Genomic DNA, 26,082 nt, shown 5'->3' on the forward strand with positions numbered 1-26,082 from the left:
ATGTCCCGACTCAATCCCCGGCAGCAAGAAGCCGTGAACTACGTCGGCGGCCCTCTATTGGTGCTCGCCGGTGCTGGCTCCGGCAAGACCAGCGTGATCACGCGCAAAATCGCGCACCTGATCCAGAACTGCGGTATCCGCGCCCAGTACATCGTCGCCATGACCTTTACCAACAAGGCCGCGCGCGAGATGAAAGAGCGGGTCGGTACCCTGTTGCGCGCCGGCGAAGGTCGCGGCCTGACCGTCTGCACCTTCCACAACCTCGGTCTGAACATCATCCGCAAGGAGCACGTGCGGTTGGGCTACAAGCCCGGTTTCTCGATCTTCGACGAGACCGACGTCAAGTCCCTGATGACCGACATCATGCAGAAGGAATACGCGGGCGACGACGGCGTCGACGAGATCAAGAACATGATCGGCGCCTGGAAAAACGACCTGATCCTGCCGCCTCAGGCGCTGGAGAACGCGCGTAATCCCAAGGAGCAGACCGCCGCGATCGTCTACACCCACTATCAGCGCACTCTCAAGGCGTTCAACGCGGTGGACTTCGACGACCTGATCCTGTTGCCGGTAAAACTCTTCGAAGAGCACGCCGACATCCTCGAAAAGTGGCAGAACAAGGTGCGCTACCTGCTGGTCGACGAATACCAGGACACCAACGCCAGCCAATACCTGCTGGTAAAAATGCTCATCGGCAAGCGCAACCAGTTCACCGTGGTAGGCGACGACGACCAGTCGATCTACGCCTGGCGTGGCGCGCGGCCGGAAAACCTGATGCTGCTGAAGGACGACTACCCATCGCTGAAAGTGGTGATGCTCGAGCAGAATTACCGCTCGACCAGCCGCATCCTGCGCTGCGCCAACGTGCTGATCTCGAACAACCCGCACGAATTCGAAAAGCAGCTGTGGAGTGAAATGGGCCACGGCGACGAAATCCGCGTGATCCGCTGCCGCAACGAAGACGCCGAAGCCGAGCGCGTGGCGATGGAAATCCTCAGCCTGCACTTGCGCACCGACCGCCCGTACAGCGACTTCGCGATTCTCTATCGCGGTAACTATCAGGCCAAGCTGATCGAGCTGAAGCTGCAGCACCATCAGGTGCCGTACCGCTTGAGCGGCGGCAACAGCTTCTTCGGTCGCCAGGAAGTGAAGGACCTGATGGCCTACTTCCGCCTGATCGTCAACCCGGACGATGACAACGCCTTCCTGCGGGTGATCAACGTGCCGCGCCGGGAAATCGGCTCGACCACCCTGGAAAAACTCGGCAACTACGCCACCGAACGCAAGATCTCGATGTACGCCGCCACCGACGAAATCGGTCTGGGCGAGCATCTGGACAGCCGCTTCACCGATCGCCTGGGGCGCTTCAAGCGCTTTATGGACAAGGTCCGCGAACAGTGCGCCGGCGAGGATCCGATCTCGGCGCTGCGCAGCATGGTCATGGACATCGACTACGAGAACTGGCTGCGCACCAATAGCTCCAGCGACAAGGCTGCCGACTACCGGATGAGCAACGTCTGGTTCCTGATCGAGGCATTGAAAAACACCCTCGAGAAGGACGAAGAAGGCGAAATGACCGTCGAGGACGCCATCGGCAAGCTGGTCCTGCGTGACATGCTCGAGCGTCAGCAGGAAGAAGAGGACGGCGCCGAAGGCGTGCAGATGATGACCCTGCATGCGTCAAAGGGTCTGGAATTCCCCTACGTGTTCATCATGGGCATGGAAGAGGAAATCCTCCCGCACCGTTCTAGCATCGAAGCCGACACCATCGAAGAAGAACGCCGCCTGGCCTACGTGGGCATCACCCGCGCGCGCCAGACCCTGGCGTTCACTTTCGCCGCCAAGCGCAAGCAGTACGGCGAGATCATCGACTGCGCGCCGAGCCGTTTCCTCGATGAGCTGCCACCGGACGATCTGGCGTGGGAAGGCAACGACGACACACCGACCGAAGTCAAAGTCGTGCGCGGCAATAGCGCATTGGCTGATATACGCGCGATGTTAAAGCGCTAGAATTGACCACTTTTTTTACTAGACCTTCGGCGCACAAAGCGCCAAAAGAGGACAGCTTCATGGAAGCATTGCAGCAGAAAATCCGCGAACAAGGCATTGTGCTTTCCGACCAGGTCCTGAAGGTCGACGCCTTCCTGAACCACCAGATCGACCCGGCCCTGATGAAGCTGATCGGCGACGAATTCGCCTCGCTGTTCAAGGACTCGGGCATCACCAAGATCGTCACCATCGAAGCCTCGGGCATCGCCCCGGCGATCATGACCGGTCTGAACCTCGGCGTGCCGGTGATCTTCGCCCGCAAGCAACAGTCCCTGACCCTGACGGAAAACCTGCTGTCGGCGACCGTTTACTCGTTCACCAAAAAGACCGAAAGCACCGTGGCCATCTCCCCGCGTCACCTGACCAGCAGCGACCGCGTGCTGATCATCGACGACTTTTTGGCCAACGGTAAGGCCTCGCAAGCGCTGATCTCGATCATCAAACAGGCCGGCGCGACCGTTGCCGGTCTGGGCATCGTCATCGAGAAGTCGTTCCAGGGCGGCCGCGCCGAGCTGGACTCGCAGGGTTACCGCGTAGAGTCGCTGGCCCGCGTGAAATCGCTGACGGGTGGCGTGGTCACCTTCATCGAATAAGCCAGCAGCACCGCAGTCCCCCTGTGGGAGCGAGCCTGCTCGCGAATGCTTAGGGTCAGTCGACATCTTGGTTGACTGATACACCGCTTTCGCGAGCAGGCTCGCTCCCACAGTGGGTTTTGCGGTGAGCAGTTACTGCGCGGTGGCTTTCAGGCCGGTGAGGAGCAGGCGTTGGAAGAGGTCTTCTTTCAGGCCTTCCGGGTTTGTGAGTTGCATGCGCTCAAGGTGTTCGGGGTAGAGCGATGCCTCGGGGGCGTCGAGGGCGGCTTTGCCGAGTTCGAGGATTTCGGTGAGTTTGAATTTGCTTTTTAGCCAGTTCAGCGCACGCAATAGATCCCGTTCGATCGCGGTGAAATCACAGCCCAGCGGGTATTCCGGAAAGAGGTTTTTGTGCCGTGCGGCGATCGCCTGCAAACGCTGTGGCGTGTTGTCGGCGAAGCGTGGGTCGAGGCGGAAATCTTTTGGCAGTTTGCCGACCTTTTGCGCTTGTTCGATCAGGCCCTGCTGGAAGCGTGAATCGCTGATATTCAGCAGCGACTCAATCACCACCGCGTCAGATTTGCCGCGCAGATCGGCGATGCCGTATTCGGTCACGACGATATCGCGCAGGTGCCGTGGGATCGTGCAATGGCCGTATTCCCAGACGATGTTGGAACTGACGTCGCCACCGGATTCACGCCAGCTGCGCAGGATCAGAATCGAACGGGCATCGTGCAACGCGTGACCCTGCGCGACGAAGTTGTACTGCCCGCCGACACCGCTGAGTACTCGGCCATCCTCCAGTTGATCCGCCACACCGGCGCCCAGCAACGTCATGGTGAAAACAGTGTTGATAAACCGCGCATCAAGACGCTGCAAGCGCTTGAGTTCTTCCTGCCCGTAGAGCTCGTTGATGTAGCTGATGCGGGTCATGTTGAATTCAAGGCGCTTGCTCTGCGGTAACTCACGCAGGCGCTCGTAGAAACTGCGCGGACCGAGGAAGAAGCCGCCGTGCACCGAGATGCCGTCAGTCTGCGCGGCCTCGTCGAGGGTGCCGGCGTTGGCCTGTTCTTGGGTCGGCACATCCGGATAGACCTTGCGCCGGATGATCCCGGCATCCGCCAGCACCAGCAGGCCGTTGACGAACATTTCGCTGCAGCCGTAAAGGCCTTTGGCGAATGGCCCGGTGCCGCCCTCACGGTGGATCAGTTGCGCCCATTGGCTGAGGTTGATGTCATCTAACAACGCCTTGTACCCGGCGTTATCCGCCTGACGCGCCAGCAATGCGGCGGTCAACGCGTCGCCCATCGAGCCGATGCCGATCTGCAACGTACCGCCGTCGCGCACCAGCGTACTCGCGTGCAAGCCAATGAAATGGTCCTGAAACCCGACCGGCATGTTCGGCGTGGAAAACAGCGTGCTGCTGTCCTTAGCGTCGATCAGCAGGTCGAAGGTGTCGATATCGACTTCAGCATCGCCGGGCATATACGGCAAATCGGTGTGCACCTGGCCGACCAGCAGAATCGTCTCCCCGGCGTCCCGGCGCTTGGCGATCATCGGCAACAGGTCGAGGGTGATGTCCGGGTTGCAACTCAGGCTCAGTCGATCGGGATGCTCGCTGCTGCTGGCCAATAACTGCGCCACCAGATTCAGGCCGGCGGCGTTGATGTCGCGAGCAGCGTGGCTGTAGTTGCTGCTAACGTAATCCTGCTGGGCCGGCGCGCTGTTGAGCAGGCTGCCGGGTTGCATGAAGAACTGTTCGATGCGGATGTTGGCGGGCAGGCTGTCGCGGTGCAGGTCGGCGAGGAAATCGAATTCCGGGTAGTCACCGAAGACGCGCTCGACGAAGGGTTCGATAAAGCGCTTTTGCAAGCCATCGCCCAATGCCGGGCGGCCGAGGCACAGTGCGGTATAGATCGTCAGTTGCCGCTCGGGCAGGCTTTTGATCCGCCGGTACAGCGCGTTGACGAAGTGATTGGGCTTGCCCAGGCCCAGCGGCATGCCCATGTGGATGTGCGCCGGCAAGCGTGCCAGCACGTCGTCCACTGCCTGTTCGATCGAACACAACTGCACCATCTGAAGCCTCCTCCCCGTTCCGTGAATAGGGGTAGACCGAGCTTGCCTTGAGTTTGCTGCAATGAACAGCTTCAGAGTGAGTGTGCGCTGTTCTTGAAATGTTTTCCGACTCGAAATTGTTGCCCTCACCCTAGCCCTCTCCCAGAGGTAGAGGGGACTGATTGGGGGATATTGGAAAGGTACGCCGACGTGAACCTGCTTTGCCGAATCCATAATCGACTTGATGTTTCAGGTCGATGCCGGACGAAAGACATCACGGTCGGCTCCCTCTCCCTCCGGGAGGGAGAGGGGACTGAATGGGGTATATTTGGGAGGTACGCCGACGTGAATTTGCTTTGCTGAATCCATAATCGCTAAGGTCTTTCAGGTCGATGTATAGCGAAAGACACCTCGGTCGGCCCCCTCTCCCTCCGGGAGAGGGCTGGGGTGAGGGGCTCTTGAATCGCAGGCACAAAAAAACCGTCCGAAGACGGTTTTTTTCGTCAGAAGCGCGGCTTATTTCAGGCCGGACATCTTCTCGATTGCGCCTTTCAGGTCAGCATCGGTGCAGTCAGCGCAGGTGCCTTTCGGTGGCATGGCGTTGATGCCGGTGATGGCCTTGGCGAGGATGCCGTCGAGGCCACCCTGGTGATCGGCGCGTTCCTTCCAGGCGGCGGTGTCACCGATTTTCGGCGCGCCTAAAAGGCCGGAGCCATGGCACGCGTTGCAATGTTTGGCAATGATTGAATCTGGAGTCTTGGCATCACCGCCGCCGGCAGTCGCAGCCACTTCCATCCCTTTGCATTCCTGCCCCTGTACACACACCTGGCCAACCGGCTCGAGGCGTTTGGCAATGTCGTCATTCGTCGCAGCTTGAGCGCTGACAGCCCAGAGGGCCAATACGGTTGCTGGTACAGCCAGCATTTTCATAATTAGATTCACGCGTTCACCCTCAATGGTGGCTATTCACGCCTGCGGCCACGGTTCGCAGGCGGGCGGAAGTATAGCGGGTAGCCCGTCACACTGAAACAACCCCATAGTCGAAGGGGTTATACCGCACGGTAGAAAAACTGTCCGGGTGCCTTTGCCGTAATGGCCTGGCGCCTCTTTGTTAAAAATTCGCCGGCGTGGCTGCGCTGATTAGTCGCGCAGGCAAGTCGAACGGATTACGGAAACGATGCGGCTTGGTACTTTCAAAGTAGTAGCTGTCGCCGGCTTCGAGAATAAAAGTTTCCAGACCCACCACCAGTTCCAGACGACCTTCCACCAGAATCCCGGTTTCCTCGCCTTCATGGGTGAGCATTTCTTCGCCGGTATCGGCGCCCGGCGGGTAGATTTCATTGAGGAAGGCGATGGCGCGGCTGGGGTGCGCGCGGCCGACCAGTTTCATGGTCACGGCGCCGTCGGAAATGTCGATCAGCTCGTTGGCCTTGTAGACGATCTGGGTCGGGACTTCCTGCAGGATTTCTTCGGAAAAGAACTCGACCATGGACATGGGGATGCCCCCCAGCACCTTTCTCAGCGAACTGATCGAAGGGCTGACGCTGTTCTTTTCGATCATCGAAATGGTGCTGTTGGTGACGCCCGCGCGTTTGGCGAGTTCACGCTGGGAAAGCCCTTTGAGCTTGCGGATCGATTGCAGTCGTTCACCGACGTCCAAGGCGGGAGCCTCCTGATGTTGTAAGAATATTGAGCGTTATCATGGCGACAGCGTTCAGTATTTACAACACTTGGCCCCCGCAGCGGCGTCAACCCTCGGAATAGAGCCTTGGCACTCGACGCAGGTTGCAGAAGATCTGGTACGGAATGGTGTCCGCCCAGTGCGCCACTTCGCTGGCGAGGATGTTTTTGCCCCACAGCTCGACGGTCGAACCGAGGCCTGCTTCCGGCACATCGGTCAGATCGATGCAGAGCATGTCCATCGACACGCGACCGAGAATGCGGCTGCGTTTGCCCGCCACCAAAACCGGGGTGCCGGTCGGCGCCTGACGCGGGTAGCCGTCAGCGTAACCCATGGCGACCACGCCGATGCGCATCGGCTTGTCGGTGATGAATTTGGCGCCGTAGCCGATCGGTTCGCCAGCAGGCAGTTCGCGTACGCAGATGACTTTCGATTCGAGGGTCATCACCGGTTGCAGGCGATCAGCCACGGCGTTGGCTTCTTCGAACGGAGTCGCGCCGTAAAGCATGATGCCCGGACGCACCCAGTCACTGTGGATCTTGGGCCATCCGAGCACGGCCGGCGAGTTGCGCAAGCTGACTTCCGCCGCCAGACCCTGACGCGCCGCTTCAAACACCGCGACTTGCTCGGTGCTGCTCTGCGCTTGCAGCTCATCGGCGCGGGCAAAGTGGCTCATCAAGACGATCTTCGCCACTTTGCCGCTGGCCAGCAGACGCTGGTAAGCCGCCGGATAATCCTTTGGATGTAGACCGACGCGGTGCATGCCCGAATCGAGCTTCAGCCACACGGTAATCGGTTTGCTCAGTGCCGCCTGCTCGATCGCTTCGAGCTGCCACAGCGAATGCACCACCGTCCAGAAATCATGCTCGACGATCAACGCCAGCTCATCGGCCTCGAAGATCCCTTCCAGCAACAACACCGGCGCACGAATACCGGCAGCGCGCAGCTCCAAAGCCTCCTCGATGCAGGCCACGGCAAAACCGTCGGCCTCGGCTTCCAGCGCCTGCGCGCAACGCACCGCGCCATGGCCATAGGCGTCCGCCTTGATCACGGCAAGCGCCTTGGCGCCGGTGACTTCGCGGGCAATTCGGTAGTTGTGGCGCAGGGTTTCTAGGTCGATCAGGGCACGGGCAGGACGCATGGCGGCAGACTTCTAGGCGGTCATGGGAAGAAAAACCGGCGCCGACTGACGACGTGAACCGCCAACAGCGCCGGGAGAGGGATCTTTACAACGGTTACGGCAGCGCGGCGACGATAGAGATTTCTACCAGAATGCTCGGCTTGGCCATTTTCGCTTCGACGGTGGCACGGGCCGGGGCAGCGCCTTTTGGCAGCCACTGGTCCCACACCGAGTTCATCCCGGCGAAGTGCGCTTCGATGTCGTTCAGGTAGATCGTCGCCGACAACAGATGCTGTTTGTCAGTCCCGGCCAGATCAAGCAAACGCTCGATATTGGCCAGTACGTCACGGGTCTGCTGTTCAATCCCGGCGTCGAAGTCGTCGCCGACCTGCCCCGCCAGATACACGGTGCCGTTGTGGCTGACGATCTGACTCATGCGCTCATTGGTGAGCTGGCGCTGGATTGCCATGTTTTGCGGACTCCTGAGTTTTGTTGCCGTAACGGGAAATATCGAGGCCTTCGGCGCTGATCTGTGGCTTTTTCTTCGCCATCAGGTCGGCCAGCAAACGACCGGAACCGCACGCCATGGTCCAACCGAGCGTGCCATGACCGGTGTTGAGAAACAGGTTCTTGAACGGCGTGGCGCCAACGATTGGCGTGCCGTCCGGGGTGGTCGGACGCAGACCGGTCCAGAAACTCGCCTCGGCCAGATTGCCGCCCTGAGGATAAAGGTCGTTGACGATCATCTCCAGGGTTTCGCGGCGGCGCGGGTTCAGCGACAGGTCAAAACCGGCGATCTCGGCCATGCCGCCAACGCGGATGCGGTTGTCGAAACGGGTGATCGCGACCTTGTAGGTCTCGTCGAGAATGGTCGAGGTCGGGGCCATCGCCGGGTTGGTGATCGGCACGGTCAGCGAGTAACCCTTGAGCGGATACACCGGGGCCTTGATGCCCAGCGGTTTGAGCAGTTGCGGCGAGTAGCTGCCGAGGGCCAGCACGTAGCGGTCGGCGGTTTCCAGCTTGCCGTCGATCCACACACCGTTGATGCGATCACCGGCGTAGTCGAGTTTCTGAATGTCCTGGCCGAAGCGGAATTCGACACCGAGCTTCACTGCCATTTCGGCGAGACGGGTGGTGAAGATCTGGCAGTCGCCGGTCTGGTCATTCGGCAGGCGCAGGGCACCGGCGAGGATGTCAGTCACGCCCGCCAGCGCCGGTTCAACGCGGGCAATGCCGGCGCGGTCGAGGACTTCAAACGGCACACCGGACTCTTTCAGCACGGCGATGTCTTTGGCGGCGCCATCGAGTTGCGCCTGGGTGCGGAACAGCTGAGTGGTGCCGAGGCTGCGGCCTTCGTAGGCAATGCCGGTTTCGGCGCGCAGTTCATCGAGGCAGTCGCGGCTGTACTCGGACAGGCGCACCATGCGCTCCTTGTTCACCGCGTAACGGCTGGCGGTGCAGTTGCGCAGCATCTGCGCCATCCACAGGTACTGGTCGATGTCGGCGGTGGCTTTGATCGCGAGAGGGGCGTGGCGTTGCAGCAACCACTTGATCGCTTTCAGCGGCACGCCCGGCGCGGCCCACGGCGAGGCATAGCCCGGCGACACCTGGCCGGCGTTGGCGAAACTGGTCTCCATGGCCGCAGCGGGCTGCCGGTCGACCACCACCACTTCGAACCCGGCACGGGCCAGATAGTAAGCACTGGCGGTACCGATGACGCCGCTACCCAAGACCATTACGCGCATTTTTGTATCCCTCATCGCGGCAGGGCCGCGTACGTCTGTTGTTAGAGCAATGATGCGCGCAGTGTAAAAAAGAAATGCCAGTGCTTTTCACTATATAAGCGCCTATATTTGGCGACAATTCTCGGCAAAAACCCTTTTCACGGAGGCGCATCCCCTATGCGTACCAACACTCAGACCAAACGTGAGCTGGACAAGATCGACCGCAACATCTTGCGGATCCTCCAGGCGGACGGGCGGATTTCCTTTACTGAACTGGGCGAAAAGGTTGGGCTCTCGACCACGCCGTGCACCGAGCGCGTGCGGCGTCTGGAGCGCGAAGGGATCATCATGGGCTACAACGCCCGGCTGAATCCGCAGCACTTGAAGGGTAGCTTGCTGGTGTTCGTCGAGATCAGTCTCGACTACAAATCCGGCGACACGTTCGAGGAGTTCCGCCGCGCGGTGCTGAAGTTGCCGCATGTGCTGGAGTGTCATCTGGTGTCGGGGGATTTCGACTATCTGGTGAAGGCGCGGATTTCCGAGATGGCCTCGTACCGCAAATTGCTGGGCGACATTCTGTTGAAACTGCCACATGTGCGGGAGTCGAAGAGTTATATCGTGATGGAAGAGGTTAAAGAGAGCTTGAGCTTACCTATTCCGGATTGAAGATCGGTGGCGCTCCATTCGCGAGCAGGCTCGCTCCCACAGGGAAATGCATTCCAAATGTGGGAGCGAGCCTGCTCGCGAAAGCGTCGACTCGGTCCCGAGTGAACGCGTTAAACCAACACCTGCCGATTCGCCGCCATGTACTCGAAAATCTGCTTCTCCACGCGCGGATGAATCAACTCCACCGGCCGCCGCTCATTCGGACAAGGCAAGGTTTTCGTCGTACCGAACAACCGGCAAATCAGCGGCCGCTCTTCATACACCGTGCAGCCATTCGGCCCCAGATGCACACAGTTCAGCTCCTCCATCGCCGCATCCTGCTCGGCGCGGGTCTTGCGCGGCAGGCGCGCCATTTCTTCCGGAGAGGTGGTCACCGGGCCGCAGCAGTCATGGCAGCCGGGCACGCACTCGAACGAGGGGATCTGCTGACGCAAAGTGCGGATTTTCTGGCTGTTGCAGCTCATTGCAGCGGTGACCGAGGTGAAATGGACGGCAATTGTGCCGCAAAAGCCGCGATCCAGACACCGCAGGCCGACCAATGTTGCCCACATTTGGGCGTGCGGCTTATGCTCCGTCAAATTTTCTCGACACTTAGCCGTTGGATGACGCCCATGACTGCCCGCGCCTTCACCTCCGCGAGCCAACCCCACGTTGCCTCTTATTACGCCGCCAGCAGCCTGCCGCAGCCGGATCATCCTGCGCTGCAAGGTGAAATGGTGGCTGATGTCTGCGTGGTTGGTGGCGGTTTTTCCGGGTTGAACACGGCACTGGAACTGGCTGAACGCGGCCTCAGCGTAGTGTTGCTGGAAGCGCACAAGATCGGTTGGGGCGCCAGTGGTCGCAACGGCGGGCAATTGATTCGCGGGGTCGGTCACGGCCTCGATCAGTTCACCAACGTCATTGGTGCCGACGGCGTGCGCGAGATGAAACTCATGGGCCTGGAAGCGGTGGAAATCGTTCGCCAGCGGGTCGAGCGCTTTCAGATTGCCTGCGACCTGACCTGGGGCTACTGCGACCTCGCCAACAAACCCGCCGACCTTGAGGGTTTTGGCGAAGACGCCGAAGAGTTGCGCAGCCTCGGTTATCGCTACGAAACCCGTTTACTGCAAGCCCACGAAATGCACACGGTGGTCGGTTCCAGGCGCTATGTCGGTGGTTTGATCGACATGGGGTCAGGGCATTTGCATCCGCTCAATCTCGCATTGGGCGAAGCAGCGGCGGCACAGCAATTGGGCGTCAAACTGTTTGAACACTCCGCAGTGACGCGTATCGATTACGGCCCTGAAGTCAAAGTCCATACAGCTCAAGGTTCGGTGCGCGCCAAAACATTGGTGCTCGGTTGCAACGCCTATCTCAACGATCTGAATTCACAGCTCAGCGGTAAGGTCCTGCCCGCCGGCAGCTACATCATCGCCACCGAACCTTTGAGCGAAGAACAGGCGCACAGCCTGTTGCCGCAGAACATGGCGGTCTGCGACCAGCGTGTCGCGCTGGATTACTACCGGCTCTCGGCGGATCGTCGTTTGTTGTTTGGCGGTGCCTGCCATTATTCGGGGCGTGATCCGAAAGACATCGCCGCGTATATGCAGCCAAAGATGCTGGAGGTCTTCCCGCAACTGGCCGGGGTGAAGATCGATTATCAGTGGGGCGGCATGATCGGCATCGGCGCCAACCGCTTGCCGCAGATCGGCCGGCTCAATGATCAGCCGAACGTGTATTACGCCCAAGCCTATTCCGGCCACGGCGTGAATGCCACGCACCTGGCGGGCAAGCTGCTGGCCGAGGCGATCAGCGGGCAGCACAGCGGTGGCTTTGATCTGTTTGCCAAGGTGCCGCATATCACCTTCCCGGGCGGCAAGCATTTGCGCTCGCCGTTGTTGGCGGTGGGGATGTTGTGGCATCGCCTCAAAGAGTTGGTCTGATGGTTTGCGGCGCTCATGAGGCCGCTTTCGCGAGCAGGCTCGCTCCCACAGGGGATCTGCGGTGGATGGGAATCTTGTATCCACTGGAGATCAATGTGGGAGCGAGCCTGCTCGCGAAGGGGCCGCAAGAACAATACAGATCTCAGATCCGCCAGAACGGCTTTAACCCCTCCTCCAGCGCCTGCTCACGGGTCAGCCCGATATCCTTGAGCTGATCCGCCGTCAGCGCCAGCAACGCCTTGCGCGTGTGCAGACGATGCCAGAACAGATTCCAGCGACTCAGGCCGGACGGTGCGTTACGCATGATCTCATTGCGTGCACGATCCTTCTGCCCTGCCGCCAGTTCCTGACTGTGTAACGTCAGCCGCACATCGCTCAAGCCGTTCATTTTCAATGCTCCTGTTTACTTGGGTAGCCAGAGATTCCATGATGCGCGGGCGAGCAAAACCATTACAGATTCAAAGCAACTGTATTAACCCCATACAGATTTGCCGCTTTACTGACTGAATTGTCGATTTTTGCCGTATCTGTACTGGTTTATCGAATCATCTGCACCGAGGCAGCGCCATGACCCTTTATGTAAACCTTGCCGAATTGCTCGGCACGCGCATCGAAAACGGCTTCTATCGACCCGGTGATCGGTTGCCGTCGGTGCGCGCCTTGAGCGTCGAACACGGGGTCAGCCTGAGCACGGTGCAACAGGCCTATCGCATGCTCGAAGACAGCGGTCTGGCCACGCCGAAACCCAAATCAGGCTACTTTGTGCCAGTCGGTCGCGAACTGCCGGAACTGCCCGTCGTCGGCCGCCCGGCGCAACGGCCGGTGGAGATTTCGCAGTGGGATCAGGTGCTGGAATTGATTCGCGCGGTGCCGCGCAAGGATGTCGTGCAACTGGGTCGCGGCATGCCCGACATCAGCTCGCCGACCATGAAACCGCTGCTGCGCGGCTTGGCACGGATCAGCCGCCGTCAGGACATGCCCGGCCTGTATTACGACAACATTCACGGCACCCTCGAGCTGCGCGAACAGATCGCTCGACTGATGCTCGATTCCGGCTGCCAGTTGAGCGCCAGCGATCTGGTGATCACCACCGGTTGTCACGAAGCGCTGTCCACCAGCATCCACGCGATCTGCGAGCCGGGCGACATCGTCGCGGTGGACTCGCCAAGCTTTCACGGCGCCATGCAGACGCTCAAAGGCCTGGGCATGAAGGCCCTGGAAATCCCCACCGACCCACTCACCGGGATCAGCCTTGAAGCGTTGGAACTGGCGCTCGAACAATGGCCGATCAAGGTCATCCAGCTCACCCCGAACTGCAACAACCCGCTCGGCTACATCATGCCGGAGTCACGCAAACGCGCCCTGCTTACCCTCGCCCAGCGCTTCGACGTGGCGATCATCGAAGACGATGTGTATGGCGAACTGGCCTACACCTACCCGCGTCCGCGCACGATCAAATCCTTCGACGAAGACGGCCGCGTATTGCTCTGCAGTTCGTTTTCCAAGACCCTGGCGCCAGGGCTGCGTATTGGTTGGGTCGCGCCGGGCCGCTACCTCGAGCGCGTGCTGCACATGAAATACATCAGCACCGGATCGACCGCACCGCAGCCACAGATCGCCATCGCCGAATTCCTCAAGGCCGGCCACTTCGAACCGCACTTGCGGCGCATGCGCACGCAATACCAGCGCAGCCGCGACCTGATGATCGATTGGGTGACCCGCTATTTCCCGGCAGGTACCCGCGCCAGTCGGCCCCAAGGCAGCTTCATGTTGTGGGTCGAATTGCCGGAAGGTTTCGACACCCTGAAACTGAATCGTGAGTTGCACGACCAAGGCGTACAGATTGCCGTCGGCAGCATCTTTTCCGCTTCGGGCAAGTACCGCAATTGCCTGCGCATGAACTACGCTGCCAAACCGACACCGCAGATCGAAGAGGCGGTGCGCAAGGTCGGCGAGACAGCGGTCAGATTGCTGGCCGAAGCCGACTGACCTTTTTCCCGAGAACCGCGTCCATATGCCGACCCTAGCCGCCATTCGGAATGACCCTACGTGAGCTTCAGACAGCCCCTACTCGCTTTGCTGTTACTCGCCTCGTTCCTGAGCGGCTGTGCCAGTCTCGATGTTCCGCGCGAGCCGAGTCAGGCTTTGCCGGCTTCCGATTCCAGCTTCGGCCGTTCGATTCAGGCGCAAGCGGCGCCCTATCAAGGCCGCTCGGGGTTTCGCCTACTGTCGAACAGCAGCGAGGCCTTCACCGCCCGCGCCGAACTGATCCGCAACGCCCAGTCCAGCCTCGATCTGCAGTACTACATCGTCCACGACGGCATCAGCACGCGGATGCTGGTGGAGGAACTGCTCAAGGCCGCTGATCGCGGCGTGCGCGTGCGCATCCTGCTCGACGACACCACCAGCGATGGCCTCGACCAGATCATCGCCACGCTCGCGGCGCATCCGCAGATTCAGATTCGCCTGTTCAATCCACTGCACCTTGGCCGCAGTACCGGCGTCACGCGGGCTGCAGGCCGCTTGTTCAATCTATCGCTGCAACACCGGCGCATGCATAACAAGCTGTGGCTGGCGGACAACAGCGTGGCCATCGTCGGCGGGCGCAATCTGGGTGACGAGTACTTCGACGCCGAGCCAAATCTGAATTTCACCGACATCGACATGCTCAGTGTCGGGCCGGTGGCTGAGCAACTCGGCCAAAGTTTCGATCAGTATTGGAACAGCGCGCTGAGCAAACCGATCGACGAGTTCCTTACCAGCCAACCGACCGCCAAGGACCTGGAGAACACCCGCACACGCCTGGAAGAATCGCTGGAAGACACCCGCAAACAAAATCACGCGCTGTATCAGCAGTTGATGACGTTCAAGACCGAACCGCGCATGGACATCTGGCGCAAAGAACTGATCTGGGCGTGGAATCAGGCGTTGTGGGACGCGCCGAGCAAGGTCTTGGCCAAGGGCGAACCGGATCCGCAATTGCTGCTGACCACGCAACTGGCACCCGAGCTCAGAGGAGTGAGCAAAGAGCTGATCATGATTTCGGCGTACTTCGTGCCGGGCCAGCCGGGACTGGTTTACCTGACCGGTCGCGCCGATGCCGGCGTCTCGGTGAGCCTGCTGACCAACGCGCTGGAGGCCACCGATGTGCCGGCGGTGCATGGCGGCTATGCGCCGTATCGCAAAGCGTTGCTGGAGCATGGCGTGAAGTTGTATGAACTGCGCCGTCAGCCTGGGGATAACTATGGCAGCGGCCCGCATGTGTTTTACAGCAAGTCGTTTCGTGGCTCGGACTCAAGCCTGCACAGCAAAGCGATGATCTTTGATCGGCAGAAATCGTTTATCGGCTCTTTCAACTTTGATCCGCGTTCGGTTTTGTGGAACACCGAAGTCGGGGTGTTGGTGGACAGCCCGGAACTGGCCGGGCATGTGCGCGAACTGGCGCTGCAAGGCATGGCGCCAGCGCTGAGTTACGAGGCGAAGTTACAGGATGGCCAGATCGTCTGGGTCACCGAAGACAACGGCCAGATGCATACCCTGACCAAAGAGCCGGGGAGTTGGTGGCGGCGGTTCAACGCGTGGTTCAGCACCACGGTAGGGCTTGAGCGAATGCTTTAAAAAGCAAAAGATCGCAGCCTTCAGCAGCTCCTACAGAACGAATGCATTTCAACTGTAGGAGCTGCCGAAGGCTGCGATCTTTTGATCTTAGGCAGGCTCGGTTATCGGTCCGAATGCCCCTTGGCGCAAAAGCAGAATCACCAAACCAAACGCCCCAATCGCCATCAACAACGGCAACGCATGCCCATTGATCCACTGGCTGCCCGCCCCGGCCGCGAGCGGCCCGACCAGACATCCCACGCCCCACAGCTGCGCAATATGCGCATTCGCCCGCACCAGCGCATCGTCACGATAACGCTCGCCGATCAGAATCAGCGACAGCGTAAACAAACCACCGGCACTCGCCCCGAACAACACCCACAACGGCCAGATCAGCAGCGTGTCGAGCAACATTGGAATCGCCAGACTCGACAGCATCAACACCACCGCACAACCCGCGAACAACGTACGCCGCGACAAGTAATCGGCCAACGCGCCAATCGGCAACTGCAGCAACGCATCGCCGACCACCACCGTGCTGACCATCGCCAGCGCGATTTCAGCGGTGAAGCCCTGTTGCAGGCAATACACCGGCAGCAACGTCAGGATCATCGCCTCGAACGCGGCGAACAACGACACCGCCCAGGCAATTGCCGGCAGCTCTCGGGCGAAGCCCCACAGATCGCGGAACGTCACACTGCTGGCTTCACTGCTCGGTGCACCACTGCGGCCCAACAGAAGCAAAGGCGAAACCAACAGCAGGCCGACGCCGACCCAGAATCCGTAATCCTTTTCGGTGCCGAGCGCACCCAGCAGCAATGGGCCAGACAACTGGCTCAACGCATAGCTGCTGCCGTACAGCGCCACCAAGCGACCGCGCCAGTGCTCGACCACCAGTTGATTGATCCAGCTCTCGCCGAGGATGAACACGATGGTCAGGATCACCCCGATCATCAGCCGCAGCACCAGCCAGATCGGATAGCTCGGCAACAGCGCCAGCAGACCGATCGACAGCGCCCCGGCCCACAGGCACAGGCGCATCAGATTGGCCGTGCCGAAGCGCGCCGCCAGATGACTGGAAATCTTCGCGCCCAACAACACGCCAATCGCCGGCATCGCCGCCATTACCCCAATGGCGAAGGAACCGTAACCCCAGCCTTCCAGGCGCAATGACACCAACGGCATGCTGACCCCCAGGGCCAGACCGACACTCAAGACAGACGCCAACACGGCGAAATACGTCGCCCACCGCATGTTCCACGCTCCTGTGGATAATTATCTTTTGGAGGCCACATCAAACAAATGTGGGAGCGAGCCTGCTCGCGAATACGGCTGCACATTCAGCACATGGGCTGACTGATACACCGCTTTCGCGAGCAGGCTCGCTCCCACAGGGGATCTGCTTGGTCTGGAGGTTCTGCTCTTGCGAACAGAACCTCCTAACGGCTTACAGCTTGATCCACGTCGCCTTCAGCTCGGTGTATTTGTCGAACGCGTGCAGCGACTTGTCGCGGCCGTTGCCCGACTGTTTGAAGCCGCCGAACGGCGCAGTCATGTCGCCGCCATCGTACTGATTGACCCACACGCTACCGGCACGCAGCGCCTTGGCGGTCAGGTGCGCCTTGGAGATGTCCTGGGTCCAGACCGCAGCGGCCAGGCCGTACGGCGTGTCGTTGGCGATCTGGATCGCTTCTTCAGCGGTGTCAAAAGCGATCACCGACAGCACCGGGCCGAAGATCTCTTCCTGCGCGATCTTCATCGCGTTGCTCACGCCGTCGAAAATCGTTGGCTCAACATAAGTGCCACCGGTTTCCTGCAGAATGCGCTTGCCGCCAGCGACCAGTTTGGCGCCATCGGTATGACCGGATTCGATGTACGACAGCACGGTGTTCATCTGCTGCGTGTCGACCAACGCACCGACATTGGTCGCCGGGTCCAGCGGATTGCCCGGTTTCCAGGCTTTCAGCGCCTCGATCACCATCGGCAGGAACTTGTCTTTGATCGAACGCTCGACCAGCAGACGCGAACCGGCGGTGCAGACTTCGCCCTGGTTGAAGGCGATGGCGCTGGCGGCGGATTCAGCCGCGGCCTGCAGATCCGGAGCATCGGCAAAGACGATGTTCGGGCTCTTGCCGCCGGCTTCCAGCCAGACGCGTTTCATGTTCGATTCGCCGGAGTAGATCATCAGTTGCTTGGCGATCTTGGTCGAACCGGTGAACACCAGCGTGTCGACATCGTTGTGCAGGGCCAGCGCCTTGCCGACGGTGTGGCCGTAGCCCGGCAGCACGTTGAGCACGCCTTTCGGAATACCGGCCTCAACGGCCAACTCGGCGATGCGGATGGCAGTCAGCGGGGATTTTTCCGACGGCTTGAGGATCACCGAGTTACCGGTCGACAATGCCGGACCGAGTTTCCAGCAGGCCATCATCAATGGGAAGTTCCACGGCACGATGGCACCGACCACGCCCACTGGCTCGCGGGTCACCAGACCCAATTGATCGTGCGGTGTAGCGGCAACTTCGTCGTAAATCTTGTCGATCGCCTCACCGCTCCAGCTCAGCGCTTGCGCCGCGCCCGGGACGTCGATGTACAGCGAATCGCTGATCGGCTTGCCCATGTCGAGGGTTTCGAGCAGGGCCAGTTCTTCGGCGTGCTGCTTGAGCAGGCCGGCAAAACGGATCATGGTGGCTTTGCGTTTGGTCGGCGCCAGGCGCGACCAGACGCCGGAATTGAAGGTGGCGCGGGCATTTTCCACGGCGCGCTGGGCGTCGGCGGCGTCACAGCTGGCAATCTTGCCGAGCAGACGGCCATCGACCGGGCTGATGCACTCGAAGGTCTCGCCGGAGACGGCGTCAGTGTATTCGCCATTCAGGTAGGCGCGGCCTTCGATTTTCAGGTCGCGGGCGCGTTGTTCCCAGTCGGCACGAGTCAGGGTGGTCATTTCGAGTGTCCTCCGCTTGTTGAATACGAGCGCCGCGCGATCTTCGCCAGCGTCCTCAAGAATTCTGCCCGGCCAGCCGGTTTTTCGGCCAGAGGCACCCGCCACCCTAAACCAGCGGCCGGGGTTGTTTCAATATATTTGACATAAGGTGGCCATACGGCCTTGCGGTGTTGATTTTAATCAACATAGACTTTGGCCCTTTCCAGCCAATCGCGCCGTATTCACGGGGGATAACAACAATGAACATCCAGAACGTCGTCGACATCAGCCTGACCAGCAGCGAAGCCGAACGCTATCGCCCGGATCCGGCGAAAGTGCTCAAGGGTGATCCTGAGCAAGCGGTGTTCCATCAATACGACAGCCCGTGTGGGCAGATGGGCGTTGGCGTGTGGGAAGGTGCGGTTGGGCAGTGGACGGTGAACTACACCGAGCATGAATACTGCGAGATTCTGCAGGGGGTTTCGGTGCTGCGTGATGGTGAGGGCAATGCCAAGACGTTGCGCGTTGGCGACCGGTTTGTGATTCCGGCGGGGTTTCGCGGCACTTGGGAAGTGCTTGAGGCTTGCCGCAAGGTCTATGTGATCTTTGAACAGAAAGCCTGATCCGACACACACGGTGACGAGCAGGGTAAGGCATATCCAGCAGGTTTGAGTGAAACTTCGACTGGTCGCTTAGGAATCGAGAAAAGATCAGTCAAACCAAGAGGTTAGTCTGATTCGATGAATAAGGGGCCTTAACTCAAACCAAAGCAAGGAGGCACAATGTCCAGCCAATGCAATCTCTACAACGCGCAATTTTTCCTCGGTGATTTTGCTACTACTGACAACCTGCTCGCTGTGCGCAACGCAGCCGGAGTAACAAAGCATCGCCTCGAAGTGCCGGACGGCATGTACAACCTGCGCACTGATGCGGACCGCATCAGGGTCCTGGTCAACGAGAAAAACGAGATCATTGAACTGATCTGTGGTTGATCGATCACGCTTCAAGGCAACAAAAAAGGCCCGTATCGTGAGATACGGGCCTTTTTCGTAAGTCCGGAAAAATCAATTACTTGATTTTGCCTTCCTTGTAGATCACGTGCTTGCGAACAACCGGATCATATTTCTTGATCTCGATTTTGTCCGGGGTAGTACGCTTGTTCTTGTCGGTAGTGTAGAAGTGACCAGTACCGGCGCTCGAGATCAAACGAATCAATTCACGCATGATTAGCTCCCTTAAATCTTGCCATCGCGGCGAAGTTCGGCGAGCACGACAGTGATGCCACGCTTGTCGATGATACGCATGCCTTTGGCAGATACGCGCAGACGCACAAAACGTTTCTCTTCTTCAACCCAGAAGCGGTGATGCTGCAGGTTCGGCAGGAAACGACGACGGGTTTTGTTGTTTGCGTGGGAAATGTTATTCCCAGTCACCGGACCCTTACCGGTAACTTGACATACTCTCGACATGCCTCAGCCCTCTAAAACCACATGCCCAACCCGGCATGGGTTGGCCGCTTAATCTCTCAGTCATTTGGCGCCAGGCGCCGCGTTTCTTTAGAGGTCTTACCGGCTACACCTACAGTGAAGGAACCGGGCCCCTAGAAAAGAGCGCTGCTTTATACCAGAAAGACTTCGGAGCAACAACAATCGGTGTGCAATCAATCCACAAAAAGGCGCTTTTTCATCCTGCGAACGCCTTGGATAAAGGCTGGCATCGATTTTTACCACTCGTCGCAGAAAATCGTCCTTACAGGCAATCCAGACTTTTTACCGCGCGCCGCAGTCTGAAAAACGGCCATCACTGTGCCCCGAAAAAGCAAAAAGGGGATAGTCATTTGTAATCCAGACCTCTAGGGTAGGCCTTTTCCAGACTGCACTTGCAGATGGGCCTTCGATCTGTAAAAGGAAACCGACCATGCGCCTCGCTGCCCTACCCCTGTTGCTCGCCCCGCTCCTGCTGAGCCCCCTGGCCCAGGCCGCCGCGCTGAGCGTCTGCACCGAGGCCAGCCCTGAAGGGTTCGACGTGGTGCAATACAACTCGCTGACCACCACCAACGCCTCGGCCGACGTGCTGATGAATCGCCTGGTGGATTTCGACACCGCCAGCGGCAAAGTCGTGCCGAGCCTGGCCGACAGCTGGGAAGTCAGCACCGACGGCCAGACTTACGTGTTCAAGCTGCGTCCGCAGGTGAAATTTCACACCACCGAATACTTCAAGCCAAGCCGTGAACTGACCGCCGAAGACGTCAAATTCAGCTTCGACCGCATGCTCGACCCGGCCAATCCGTGGCACAAAGTCGCCCAGAGCGGCTTCCCCCATGCGCAATCGATGCAGTTGCCCGCGCTGATCAAGAAGATCGACGCCCTCGATCCGCTCACCGTGCGCTTCACCCTTGATCACCCGGATTCGACGTTCCTGGCGACTCTGAGCATGGGCTTCGCTTCGATCTACTCCGCCGAATACGCCGACAAACTGATGAAGGCCGGCGCGACCGACAAGCTCAACAGCCAGCCGATCGGCACCGGCCCGTTCGTCTTCAACCGTTTCCAGAAAGATGCAGCCATCCGCTACAAGGCCAACCCGGATTACTTCGGCGGCAAGCCTGCGGTGGATCCGTTGATCTTCGCCATCACCCCGGACGCCAACGTGCGCCTGCAAAAGCTACGGCGCAACGAATGCCAGATCGCCCTCTCGCCGAAACCACTCGACGTACAAGCCGCGCTGAAAGAACCGACGCTAAAAGTCGAAAAGACTGACGCGTTCATGACCGCTTTCGTTGGCATCAACAGCCAGCATCCGCCGCTGGACAAGCCGGAAGTGCGTCAGGCGATCAACCTCGCCTTCGACAAGGCCAACTACATCAAGGCTGTGTTTGAAGACACCGCCGAAGCGGCCAACGGCCCTTACCCGCCGAACACCTGGAGTTACGCGAAGAACCTGCCGGGCTATCCGCATGACATCGCCAAAGCCAAGGCGCTGATGGTCAAGGCCGGTTTGAAGGATGGTTTCCAGACCACTATCTGGACGCGTCCGTCAGGCAGCCTGCTCAACCCGAATCCAAGCCTCGGCGCACAGATGTTGCAGTCAGACCTGGCGGAAATTGGCATTCAGGCGGAAATCCGCGTGATCGAGTGGGGTGAATTGATCCGCCGCGCCAAGGCCGGCGAGCATGATCTGTTGTTCATGGGTTGGGCGGGTGACAACGGTGACCCGGACAACTTCCTAACGCCGCAGTTTTCCTGTGCGGCGGTCAAATCGGGCACCAACTTCGCCCGCTACTGCAATGCCGATCTGGACAAGCTGATCAGTGCCGGCAAGACCACCAGCGAACAAGGCGTGCGCACCAAGCTGTACGAACAGGCGCAGACGCAGATTCAGCAGCAGGCGTTGTGGCTACCGCTGGCGCACCCGACCGCCTACGCACTGACGCGTAAGGACGTACAGGGTTACTCGGTAAGCCCGTTTGGCCGTCAGGACTACTCCAAAACCAGCGTCAAGCCGTAAGCGACAAGCCTCAAGCTAGAGCCCTCCGCGCATGGCTCTAGCTTGCCGCTTGCCGCTCGATGCTTGCCGCTGCTTTTTTACATCCAGCCACACTCAGCCATCGACAGCGGCTCACCATCGCCCACGATGAAGTGATCGAGCACCCGCACATCAATCAGCTCCAGCGCCTTCTGCAAACGCTTGGTCAGCAATCGATCAGCCTGACTGGGGTCAGTGTTCCCCGATGGATGGTTGTGGCACAGGATCAACGCAGCGGCGTTATTGGCCAGACATCGCTTCACAACCTCGCGGGGATGCACGCTGGTGTTGTCGATCGAGCCACGAAAAAGTATCTCGAAATTCAGTACTTGATGTTTGGAGTCGAGAAACAGGCAACCAAACACCTCATGCGGTTCGTGACGCAGCATCGCTTTCAGATAATCGCGAACGACTTGAGGGTTTTCCAGGGCTGGTTTCTGCCGTGATTTCTCAGCCAGATGCCGCCTGTTCATTTCCTGAGCCGCCTGCAGTTGCGCAAACTTCGCCGGCCCGAGCCCTAATTGTTTGCTGAATGCGTGCTGATCGGCCTCAAGCAGCAAACGCAGGCTGCCGAATTGAGTCAACAGATTGCGCGCCAGGTCCACAGCGCTTATTCCGGGCAATCCGGTGCGCAGAAAAATCGCCAATAACTCAGCGTCCGAAAGGCTCGCTGCCCCGTGCTCCAATAACCTTTCCCGCGGGCGTTCCGCCGCAGGCCAATCGCGAATACTCATACACATTCCCTGTCTGTGGGCGCCGCTGTTCCGTAGCGGTCGCTGTGATATCGTAGCCCATCTTTTTTGCGGTCGATTCAACCCTGGGGAGGGGCATCGCATCGCAGTCATCAACGAAATGAAAGGCAGACCTATGCAGCGGCTGTATCGGAAACGCATCGTTCTGGGCGTCGGCGGCGGCATCGCGGCCTACAAGAGCGCTGATCTGGTTCGTCGCCTGATCGACCAGGGCGCCGAAGTGCGCGTGGTCATGACCCATGGCGGCGCCGAGTTCATTACCCCGCTGACCATGCAAGCCTTGTCTGGCCACCCGGTGCACCTCGACTTGCTCGACCCGGCCGCCGAAGCCGCGATGGGCCACATCGAGCTGGCCAAGTGGGCCGATCTGGTGCTGATCGCCCCGGCCACCGCCGACCTGCTCGCCCGCCTGGCCCAAGGCATTGCCAACGATTTGCTGACCACCCTGGTGCTGGCCACCGACGCTGTCGTCGCCGTTGCTCCGGCAATGAATCAGGCGATGTGGCGCGATCCGGCGACCCAGGCCAACCTGCAACTCCTGGAAAGCCGTGGCCTGAAGACCTTCGGCCCGGCATCGGGCAGTCAGGCCTGCGGCGACGTCGGCATGGGCCGCATGATGGAAGCCACCGATCTGGCGCAATGCGCCGCGGACTGCTTCCAGCGGCAGGCGCTGACCGGTAAACACGTGGTGATTACCGCCGGCCCGACCCAGGAAAACATCGACCCGGTGCGCTACATCACCAACCACAGCTCCGGAAAAATGGGCTTTGCCCTCGCCGAAGCCGCAGTTGAAGCCGGCGCCCGCGTCACCTTGATCAGCGGCCCGGTGCACCTGCCGACGCCGGATCGCGTCACGCGCATCGATGTGGTCAGCGCTCGCGACATGCTCGCGGCCTGCGAATCGGCGATTCCGTGCGACGTGTTCATCGCCTCGGCAGCCGTTGCGGACTACCGTCCGGAAGTTGTTGCCCCGCAAAAACTCAAGAAAGATCCTACGAGCGGTGACGGCTTCGTCCTGCAAATGGTGCGTAACCCGGACATCCTGGCCACCATCGCGACCCGTCCCGACCGTCCGTTCAGTGTCGGCTTCGCCGCCGAGACCGAACACCTGCTCGACTACGCTGCGCGCAAGCTGAAGGACAAGAATCTCGATTTGATCGTCGCCAACGACGTCGCCAACCCGAGCATCGGTTTCAACAGTGAAGAAAACGCCTGCAGCGTGATTGACCGTGAGCTGCACGCCACGGTTTTCGCCCAGACCAGCAAGAGCAAGATCGCTCGCCAACTGGTCACTTTTATCGCCGAACGTCTGAACCAGGTTTAATTTACATGCACGCTTTGCAAGCCAAGATCCTCGACCCACGCATCGGCACCGATTTCCCGCTGCCGCAATACGCCACCCCGGGCTCCGCCGGCCTCGACCTGCGCGCCATGCTGGATCAGGACATCGTGATCAAACCGGGTGAAACCGTGCTGATCCCCACCGGTCTGTCGGTTTACATCGGCGACCCGAACCTCGCCGCGCTGATCCTGCCGCGCTCGGGCATGGGCCATAAACACGGGATCGTGCTGGGCAATCTCGTCGGCCTGATCGATTCGGATTACCAGGGCCCGCTGATGGTGTCCTGCTGGAACCGTGGCCAGACCGATTTCACCATGACCGTCGGCGAACGTCTGGCGCAACTGGTGCTGGTACCGGTGGTGCAGGCGCACTTCGAAATGGTTGAAGAGTTCGTTGAAACCGAACGCGGCACCGGCGGGTTTGGCCATACCGGCACTAAGTAACCGGAGTCATCTTCTGTAGGAGCTGCCGCAGGCTGCGATCTTTTGATCTTGATCTTAAAAAACCAAGTCAAAGGATCGCAGCCTTCGGCAGCTCCTACAGGGGAAATTTGTGCAATTTCAGCAGCAGGTTTTCACACCGAAAATCAAGGTTCTGCCGGCCCAAAGCCACGCCAGCCGAGGCGTCATGGCCCTTTCACACCACGAACTCTCTGTGAAAAACGCCGTCATACCCTTCAGTTTGAGCCTGCCGTCGAACGATTCGTCGGTCTGTCCCGCCACTTTCGAGATGGAGCATTTCCGTAGATGAGCACCCCAGCCAAGATTGCCCCGAAGCTGCCTGACAGCATTTTCCGCGCCTATGACATTCGTGGCACTGTGCCGGAATTCCTTAATGCCGAGACCGCTTACTGGATCGGCCGCGCCATCGGTTCGCAGAGCCTGGCCCAAGGCGAGCCGAATGTATCCGTCGGTCGCGACGGTCGCCTGTCCGGCCCGGAGCTGGTTGCAGAACTGATTCGCGGTATCGCCGAGAGTGGCTGCCACGTCAGCGATGTCGGCTTGGTGCCGACACCGGCGCTGTACTACGCCGCCAACGTGCTGGCCGGAAAGTCCGGGGTAATGCTCACCGGCAGTCACAACCCGTCGAACTACAACGGCTTCAAGATCGTCATCGCCGGCGACACCCTCGCCAACGAACAGATCCAGGCCCTGCACGAGCGCCTCAAGAGCAACAACTTGAGCAGCGGCACCGGCAGCGTCACCCAGGTCGAAATCCTCGACCGCTACAACACCGAAATCGTCCAGGACATCAAACTGGCACGACGCCTGAAAGTCGTGGTTGACTGCGGCAATGGCGCGGCCGGTGTGATCGCCCCGCAATTGATCGAGGCGCTGAACTGCGAAGTCATCCCGCTGTTCTGCGAAGTCGACGGCAACTTCCCGAACCACCACCCGGATCCGGGCAAGCCTGAGAACCTCGTCGACCTGATCGCCAAGGTCAAGGAAACCAACGCTGACATCGGCCTGGCCTTCGACGGCGACGGCGACCGTGTCGGCGTGGTGACCAACACCGGTAGCATCGTCTACCCCGATCGCCTGCTGATGCTGTTCGCCCGTGACGTGGTGGCGCGCAACCCGGACGCGGAAATCATCTTCGACGTCAAATGCACCCGTCGTCTGGTACCACTGATCAAGGAATACGGTGGTCGGCCGCTAATGTGGAAGACTGGTCATTCGTTGATCAAAAAGAAAATGAAACAATCCGGCGCGCTGTTGGCCGGTGAAATGAGCGGGCATATCTTCTTCAAAGAGCGCTGGTTCGGTTTCGATGACGGCATCTACAGCGCCGCACGGCTGCTGGAGATCCTCAGCAAGGAAAAATCCACTGCGGAAGAGTTGTTTGCGACCTTCCCGAACGATATTTCTACGCCGGAAATCAATATCCATGTGACCGAAGAGAGCAAATTCAGCATCATTGATGCACTGCACGACGCACAGTGGGGCGCAGGCGCTGACCTGACCACCATCGACGGCGTGCGAGTCGATTACGCCAAAGGCTGGGGCCTGGTGCGCGCCTCCAACACCACACCGGTGCTGGTGCTGCGCTTCGAGGCCGATGACGAGGCTGAATTACAGCGCATCAAGGACGTGTTCCACGCCCAATTGAAACGCGTTGCACCTGATCTCCAACTACCGTTCTGATCCACCCGGAGCC

General features: G+C 59.7%; 25 protein-coding genes and 1 pseudogene. 13 read left to right on the forward strand and 13 right to left on the reverse strand.

Annotated features, from left to right (window positions below; all coding sequences use genetic code 11):
• Positions 1-2,010, forward strand: coding sequence for a DNA helicase Rep (gene rep, locus HU718_RS00005; RefSeq protein ID WP_186613351.1), 2,010 nt, complete (start codon positions 1-3; stop codon positions 2,008-2,010).
• Between the two features lie 59 nt (positions 2,011-2,069).
• On the forward strand, positions 2,070-2,642 hold the full coding sequence (locus tag HU718_RS00010) for a xanthine phosphoribosyltransferase (RefSeq protein ID WP_034152041.1): 573 nt from the start codon (positions 2,070-2,072) through the stop codon (positions 2,640-2,642).
• 132 nt (positions 2,643-2,774) lie between these two features.
• On the opposite strand, the gene HU718_RS00015 is transcribed toward HU718_RS00010, so the two are convergent.
• The 6 genes from HU718_RS00015 to dadA all read right to left on the reverse strand — a co-directional run bounded on the left by HU718_RS00015 (position 2,775) and on the right by dadA (position 9,222).
• On the reverse strand, positions 2,775-4,697 hold the full coding sequence (locus HU718_RS00015; RefSeq protein ID WP_186613349.1) for an acetyl-CoA hydrolase/transferase C-terminal domain-containing protein: 1,923 nt from the start codon (positions 4,695-4,697) through the stop codon (positions 2,775-2,777).
• Positions 4,698-5,192: 495 nt separating this feature from the next.
• Positions 5,193-5,606: a c-type cytochrome gene (locus tag HU718_RS00020; protein ID WP_150729017.1), complete on the reverse strand. Its 414-nt coding sequence runs from the start codon at positions 5,604-5,606 to the stop codon at positions 5,193-5,195.
• Between the two features lie 181 nt (positions 5,607-5,787).
• Positions 5,788-6,336, reverse strand: coding sequence for a cupin domain-containing protein (locus tag HU718_RS00025; RefSeq protein WP_008086779.1), 549 nt, complete (start codon positions 6,334-6,336; stop codon positions 5,788-5,790).
• 88 nt (positions 6,337-6,424) lie between these two features.
• On the reverse strand, positions 6,425-7,498 hold the full coding sequence (gene alr / locus HU718_RS00030) for an alanine racemase (protein ID WP_186613347.1): 1,074 nt from the start codon (positions 7,496-7,498) through the stop codon (positions 6,425-6,427).
• Positions 7,499-7,592: 94 nt separating this feature from the next.
• A complete protein-coding gene (locus HU718_RS00035; protein ID WP_038359209.1) occupies positions 7,593-7,946 on the reverse strand; it encodes a RidA family protein in 354 nt (117 codons plus the stop codon).
• Positions 7,918-9,222, reverse strand: a complete 1,305-nt coding sequence (dadA, locus tag HU718_RS00040) for a D-amino acid dehydrogenase (RefSeq protein WP_186613344.1) — start codon at positions 9,220-9,222, stop codon at positions 7,918-7,920. The genes HU718_RS00035 and dadA overlap by 29 nt, the downstream gene beginning before the upstream one ends.
• Before the next feature lie 156 nt (positions 9,223-9,378).
• On the opposite strand from dadA, the gene HU718_RS00045 reads away from it, so the two are divergent.
• The gene (locus HU718_RS00045; RefSeq protein ID WP_003177284.1) at positions 9,379-9,867 is read left to right on the forward strand and encodes an Lrp/AsnC ligand binding domain-containing protein; all 489 of its coding nucleotides are present in this window, start codon (positions 9,379-9,381) and stop codon (positions 9,865-9,867) included.
• 110 nt (positions 9,868-9,977) lie between these two features.
• Here HU718_RS00045 and HU718_RS00050 read toward each other — a convergent pair whose 3' ends face one another.
• A complete protein-coding gene (locus HU718_RS00050; RefSeq protein WP_064389779.1) occupies positions 9,978-10,331 on the reverse strand; it encodes a YkgJ family cysteine cluster protein in 354 nt (117 codons plus the stop codon).
• A 147-nt stretch (positions 10,332-10,478) separates the two neighbouring features.
• Between HU718_RS00050 and HU718_RS00055 the strand changes: the two genes are divergently transcribed.
• Positions 10,479-11,789 (forward strand): NAD(P)/FAD-dependent oxidoreductase, encoded by a 1,311-nt coding sequence (locus HU718_RS00055; protein ID WP_150706279.1) that lies wholly within the window; start codon positions 10,479-10,481, stop codon positions 11,787-11,789.
• Positions 11,790-11,931: 142 nt separating this feature from the next.
• On the opposite strand, the gene HU718_RS00060 is transcribed toward HU718_RS00055, so the two are convergent.
• Positions 11,932-12,177, reverse strand: coding sequence for a DUF1127 domain-containing protein (locus HU718_RS00060; RefSeq protein WP_095119819.1), 246 nt, complete (start codon positions 12,175-12,177; stop codon positions 11,932-11,934).
• Positions 12,178-12,356: 179 nt separating this feature from the next.
• On the opposite strand from HU718_RS00060, the gene HU718_RS00065 reads away from it, so the two are divergent.
• Entirely contained in the window at positions 12,357-13,778 is a 1,422-nt protein-coding gene (locus tag HU718_RS00065; protein ID WP_186613342.1) for an aminotransferase-like domain-containing protein, read from the forward strand.
• A 60-nt stretch (positions 13,779-13,838) separates the two neighbouring features.
• Positions 13,839-15,407 (forward strand): phospholipase D family protein, encoded by a 1,569-nt coding sequence (locus HU718_RS00070; RefSeq protein WP_186613340.1) that lies wholly within the window; start codon positions 13,839-13,841, stop codon positions 15,405-15,407.
• A gap of 87 nt (positions 15,408-15,494) precedes the next feature.
• Here the strand turns inward: HU718_RS00070 and HU718_RS00075 are convergent, their stop codons facing one another.
• Both HU718_RS00075 and HU718_RS00080 read right to left on the reverse strand, forming a co-directional pair.
• Positions 15,495-16,640, reverse strand: a complete 1,146-nt coding sequence (locus tag HU718_RS00075) for an MFS transporter (RefSeq protein WP_186613338.1) — start codon at positions 16,638-16,640, stop codon at positions 15,495-15,497.
• Between the two features lie 193 nt (positions 16,641-16,833).
• Positions 16,834-18,327: an aldehyde dehydrogenase gene (locus HU718_RS00080; RefSeq protein ID WP_186613336.1), complete on the reverse strand. Its 1,494-nt coding sequence runs from the start codon at positions 18,325-18,327 to the stop codon at positions 16,834-16,836.
• A gap of 239 nt (positions 18,328-18,566) precedes the next feature.
• Here HU718_RS00080 and HU718_RS00085 point away from each other — a divergent pair, with 239 nt between their 5' ends.
• Both HU718_RS00085 and HU718_RS00090 read left to right on the forward strand, forming a co-directional pair.
• Complete coding sequence (locus HU718_RS00085; protein WP_064389555.1) at positions 18,567-18,929, forward strand: cupin domain-containing protein; 363 nt, start codon at positions 18,567-18,569, stop codon at positions 18,927-18,929.
• Between the two features lie 159 nt (positions 18,930-19,088).
• Complete coding sequence (locus HU718_RS00090; protein ID WP_095119814.1) at positions 19,089-19,298, forward strand: peptidase inhibitor; 210 nt, start codon at positions 19,089-19,091, stop codon at positions 19,296-19,298.
• Positions 19,299-19,374: 76 nt separating this feature from the next.
• Here HU718_RS00090 and rpmG read toward each other — a convergent pair whose 3' ends face one another.
• Together rpmG and rpmB are read right to left on the reverse strand one after the other, a co-directional pair.
• Positions 19,375-19,530 (reverse strand): 50S ribosomal protein L33, encoded by a 156-nt coding sequence (gene rpmG / locus HU718_RS00095; protein WP_003177274.1) that lies wholly within the window; start codon positions 19,528-19,530, stop codon positions 19,375-19,377.
• A gap of 11 nt (positions 19,531-19,541) precedes the next feature.
• Complete coding sequence (gene rpmB / locus HU718_RS00100) at positions 19,542-19,775, reverse strand: 50S ribosomal protein L28 (RefSeq protein WP_007920377.1); 234 nt, start codon at positions 19,773-19,775, stop codon at positions 19,542-19,544.
• A gap of 35 nt (positions 19,776-19,810) precedes the next feature.
• Here rpmB and HU718_RS00105 point away from each other — a divergent pair, with 35 nt between their 5' ends.
• The gene (locus HU718_RS00105; protein WP_186613334.1) at positions 19,811-20,149 is read left to right on the forward strand and encodes a hypothetical protein; all 339 of its coding nucleotides are present in this window, start codon (positions 19,811-19,813) and stop codon (positions 20,147-20,149) included.
• Positions 20,150-20,223: 74 nt separating this feature from the next.
• Complete coding sequence (locus HU718_RS00110) at positions 20,224-21,813, forward strand: ABC transporter substrate-binding protein (RefSeq protein WP_186613332.1); 1,590 nt, start codon at positions 20,224-20,226, stop codon at positions 21,811-21,813.
• 77 nt (positions 21,814-21,890) lie between these two features.
• Here HU718_RS00110 and radC read toward each other — a convergent pair whose 3' ends face one another.
• Positions 21,891-22,565, reverse strand: a complete 675-nt coding sequence (radC, locus tag HU718_RS00115) for a RadC family protein (protein WP_102901456.1) — start codon at positions 22,563-22,565, stop codon at positions 21,891-21,893.
• Between the two features lie 133 nt (positions 22,566-22,698).
• Between radC and coaBC the strand changes: the two genes are divergently transcribed.
• The 3 genes and pseudogenes from coaBC to HU718_RS00130 form a co-directional block, all read left to right on the forward strand.
• Positions 22,699-23,907 carry a bifunctional phosphopantothenoylcysteine decarboxylase/phosphopantothenate--cysteine ligase CoaBC gene (coaBC, locus tag HU718_RS00120; protein ID WP_122604565.1) on the forward strand — a complete coding sequence of 403 codons (1,209 nt, stop codon included), beginning with the start codon at positions 22,699-22,701 and terminating at the stop codon, positions 23,905-23,907.
• A gap of 5 nt (positions 23,908-23,912) precedes the next feature.
• Complete coding sequence (gene dut, locus HU718_RS00125) at positions 23,913-24,368, forward strand: dUTP diphosphatase (RefSeq protein ID WP_038359240.1); 456 nt, start codon at positions 23,913-23,915, stop codon at positions 24,366-24,368.
• Between the two features lie 324 nt (positions 24,369-24,692).
• A pseudogene (locus HU718_RS00130) lies at positions 24,693-26,069 on the forward strand (phosphomannomutase/phosphoglucomutase); the annotation flags it as partial.
• Positions 26,070-26,082: the final 13 nt, after the last annotated feature.

It is taken from the genome of Pseudomonas tensinigenes, assembly GCF_014268445.2.
GTDB classification, from domain to species: domain Bacteria; phylum Pseudomonadota; class Gammaproteobacteria; order Pseudomonadales; family Pseudomonadaceae; genus Aquipseudomonas; species Aquipseudomonas tensinigenes.

Excerpts from the sequence above, each read along its gene's own strand:
- rep (WP_186613351.1), top strand. The coding sequence starts at position 1 with ATGTCCCGACTCAATCCCCGGCAGCAAGAAGCCGTGAACTACGTCGGC.
- HU718_RS00010 (WP_034152041.1), top strand. The coding sequence starts at position 2,070 with ATGGAAGCATTGCAGCAGAAAATCCGCGAACAAGGCATTGTGCTTTCC.
- HU718_RS00015 (WP_186613349.1), bottom strand. The coding sequence starts at position 4,697 with ATGGTGCAGTTGTGTTCGATCGAACAGGCAGTGGACGACGTGCTGGCA.
- HU718_RS00020 (WP_150729017.1), bottom strand. The coding sequence starts at position 5,606 with ATGAAAATGCTGGCTGTACCAGCAACCGTATTGGCCCTCTGGGCTGTC.
- alr (WP_186613347.1), bottom strand. The coding sequence starts at position 7,498 with ATGCGTCCTGCCCGTGCCCTGATCGACCTAGAAACCCTGCGCCACAAC.
- HU718_RS00035 (WP_038359209.1), bottom strand. The coding sequence starts at position 7,946 with ATGGCAATCCAGCGCCAGCTCACCAATGAGCGCATGAGTCAGATCGTC.
- dadA (WP_186613344.1), bottom strand. The coding sequence starts at position 9,222 with ATGCGCGTAATGGTCTTGGGTAGCGGCGTCATCGGTACCGCCAGTGCT.
- HU718_RS00045 (WP_003177284.1), top strand. The coding sequence starts at position 9,379 with ATGCGTACCAACACTCAGACCAAACGTGAGCTGGACAAGATCGACCGC.
- HU718_RS00050 (WP_064389779.1), bottom strand. The coding sequence starts at position 10,331 with ATGAGCTGCAACAGCCAGAAAATCCGCACTTTGCGTCAGCAGATCCCC.
- HU718_RS00055 (WP_150706279.1), top strand. The coding sequence starts at position 10,479 with ATGACTGCCCGCGCCTTCACCTCCGCGAGCCAACCCCACGTTGCCTCT.
- HU718_RS00060 (WP_095119819.1), bottom strand. The coding sequence starts at position 12,177 with ATGAACGGCTTGAGCGATGTGCGGCTGACGTTACACAGTCAGGAACTG.
- HU718_RS00065 (WP_186613342.1), top strand. The coding sequence starts at position 12,357 with ATGACCCTTTATGTAAACCTTGCCGAATTGCTCGGCACGCGCATCGAA.
- HU718_RS00075 (WP_186613338.1), bottom strand. The coding sequence starts at position 16,640 with ATGCGGTGGGCGACGTATTTCGCCGTGTTGGCGTCTGTCTTGAGTGTC.
- HU718_RS00080 (WP_186613336.1), bottom strand. The coding sequence starts at position 18,327 with ATGACCACCCTGACTCGTGCCGACTGGGAACAACGCGCCCGCGACCTG.
- HU718_RS00085 (WP_064389555.1), top strand. The coding sequence starts at position 18,567 with ATGAACATCCAGAACGTCGTCGACATCAGCCTGACCAGCAGCGAAGCC.
- HU718_RS00090 (WP_095119814.1), top strand. The coding sequence starts at position 19,089 with ATGTCCAGCCAATGCAATCTCTACAACGCGCAATTTTTCCTCGGTGAT.
- rpmG (WP_003177274.1), bottom strand. The coding sequence starts at position 19,530 with ATGCGTGAATTGATTCGTTTGATCTCGAGCGCCGGTACTGGTCACTTC.
- rpmB (WP_007920377.1), bottom strand. The coding sequence starts at position 19,775 with ATGTCGAGAGTATGTCAAGTTACCGGTAAGGGTCCGGTGACTGGGAAT.
- HU718_RS00105 (WP_186613334.1), top strand. The coding sequence starts at position 19,811 with ATGGGTTGGCCGCTTAATCTCTCAGTCATTTGGCGCCAGGCGCCGCGT.
- HU718_RS00110 (WP_186613332.1), top strand. The coding sequence starts at position 20,224 with ATGCGCCTCGCTGCCCTACCCCTGTTGCTCGCCCCGCTCCTGCTGAGC.
- radC (WP_102901456.1), bottom strand. The coding sequence starts at position 22,565 with ATGAGTATTCGCGATTGGCCTGCGGCGGAACGCCCGCGGGAAAGGTTA.
- coaBC (WP_122604565.1), top strand. The coding sequence starts at position 22,699 with ATGCAGCGGCTGTATCGGAAACGCATCGTTCTGGGCGTCGGCGGCGGC.
- dut (WP_038359240.1), top strand. The coding sequence starts at position 23,913 with ATGCACGCTTTGCAAGCCAAGATCCTCGACCCACGCATCGGCACCGAT.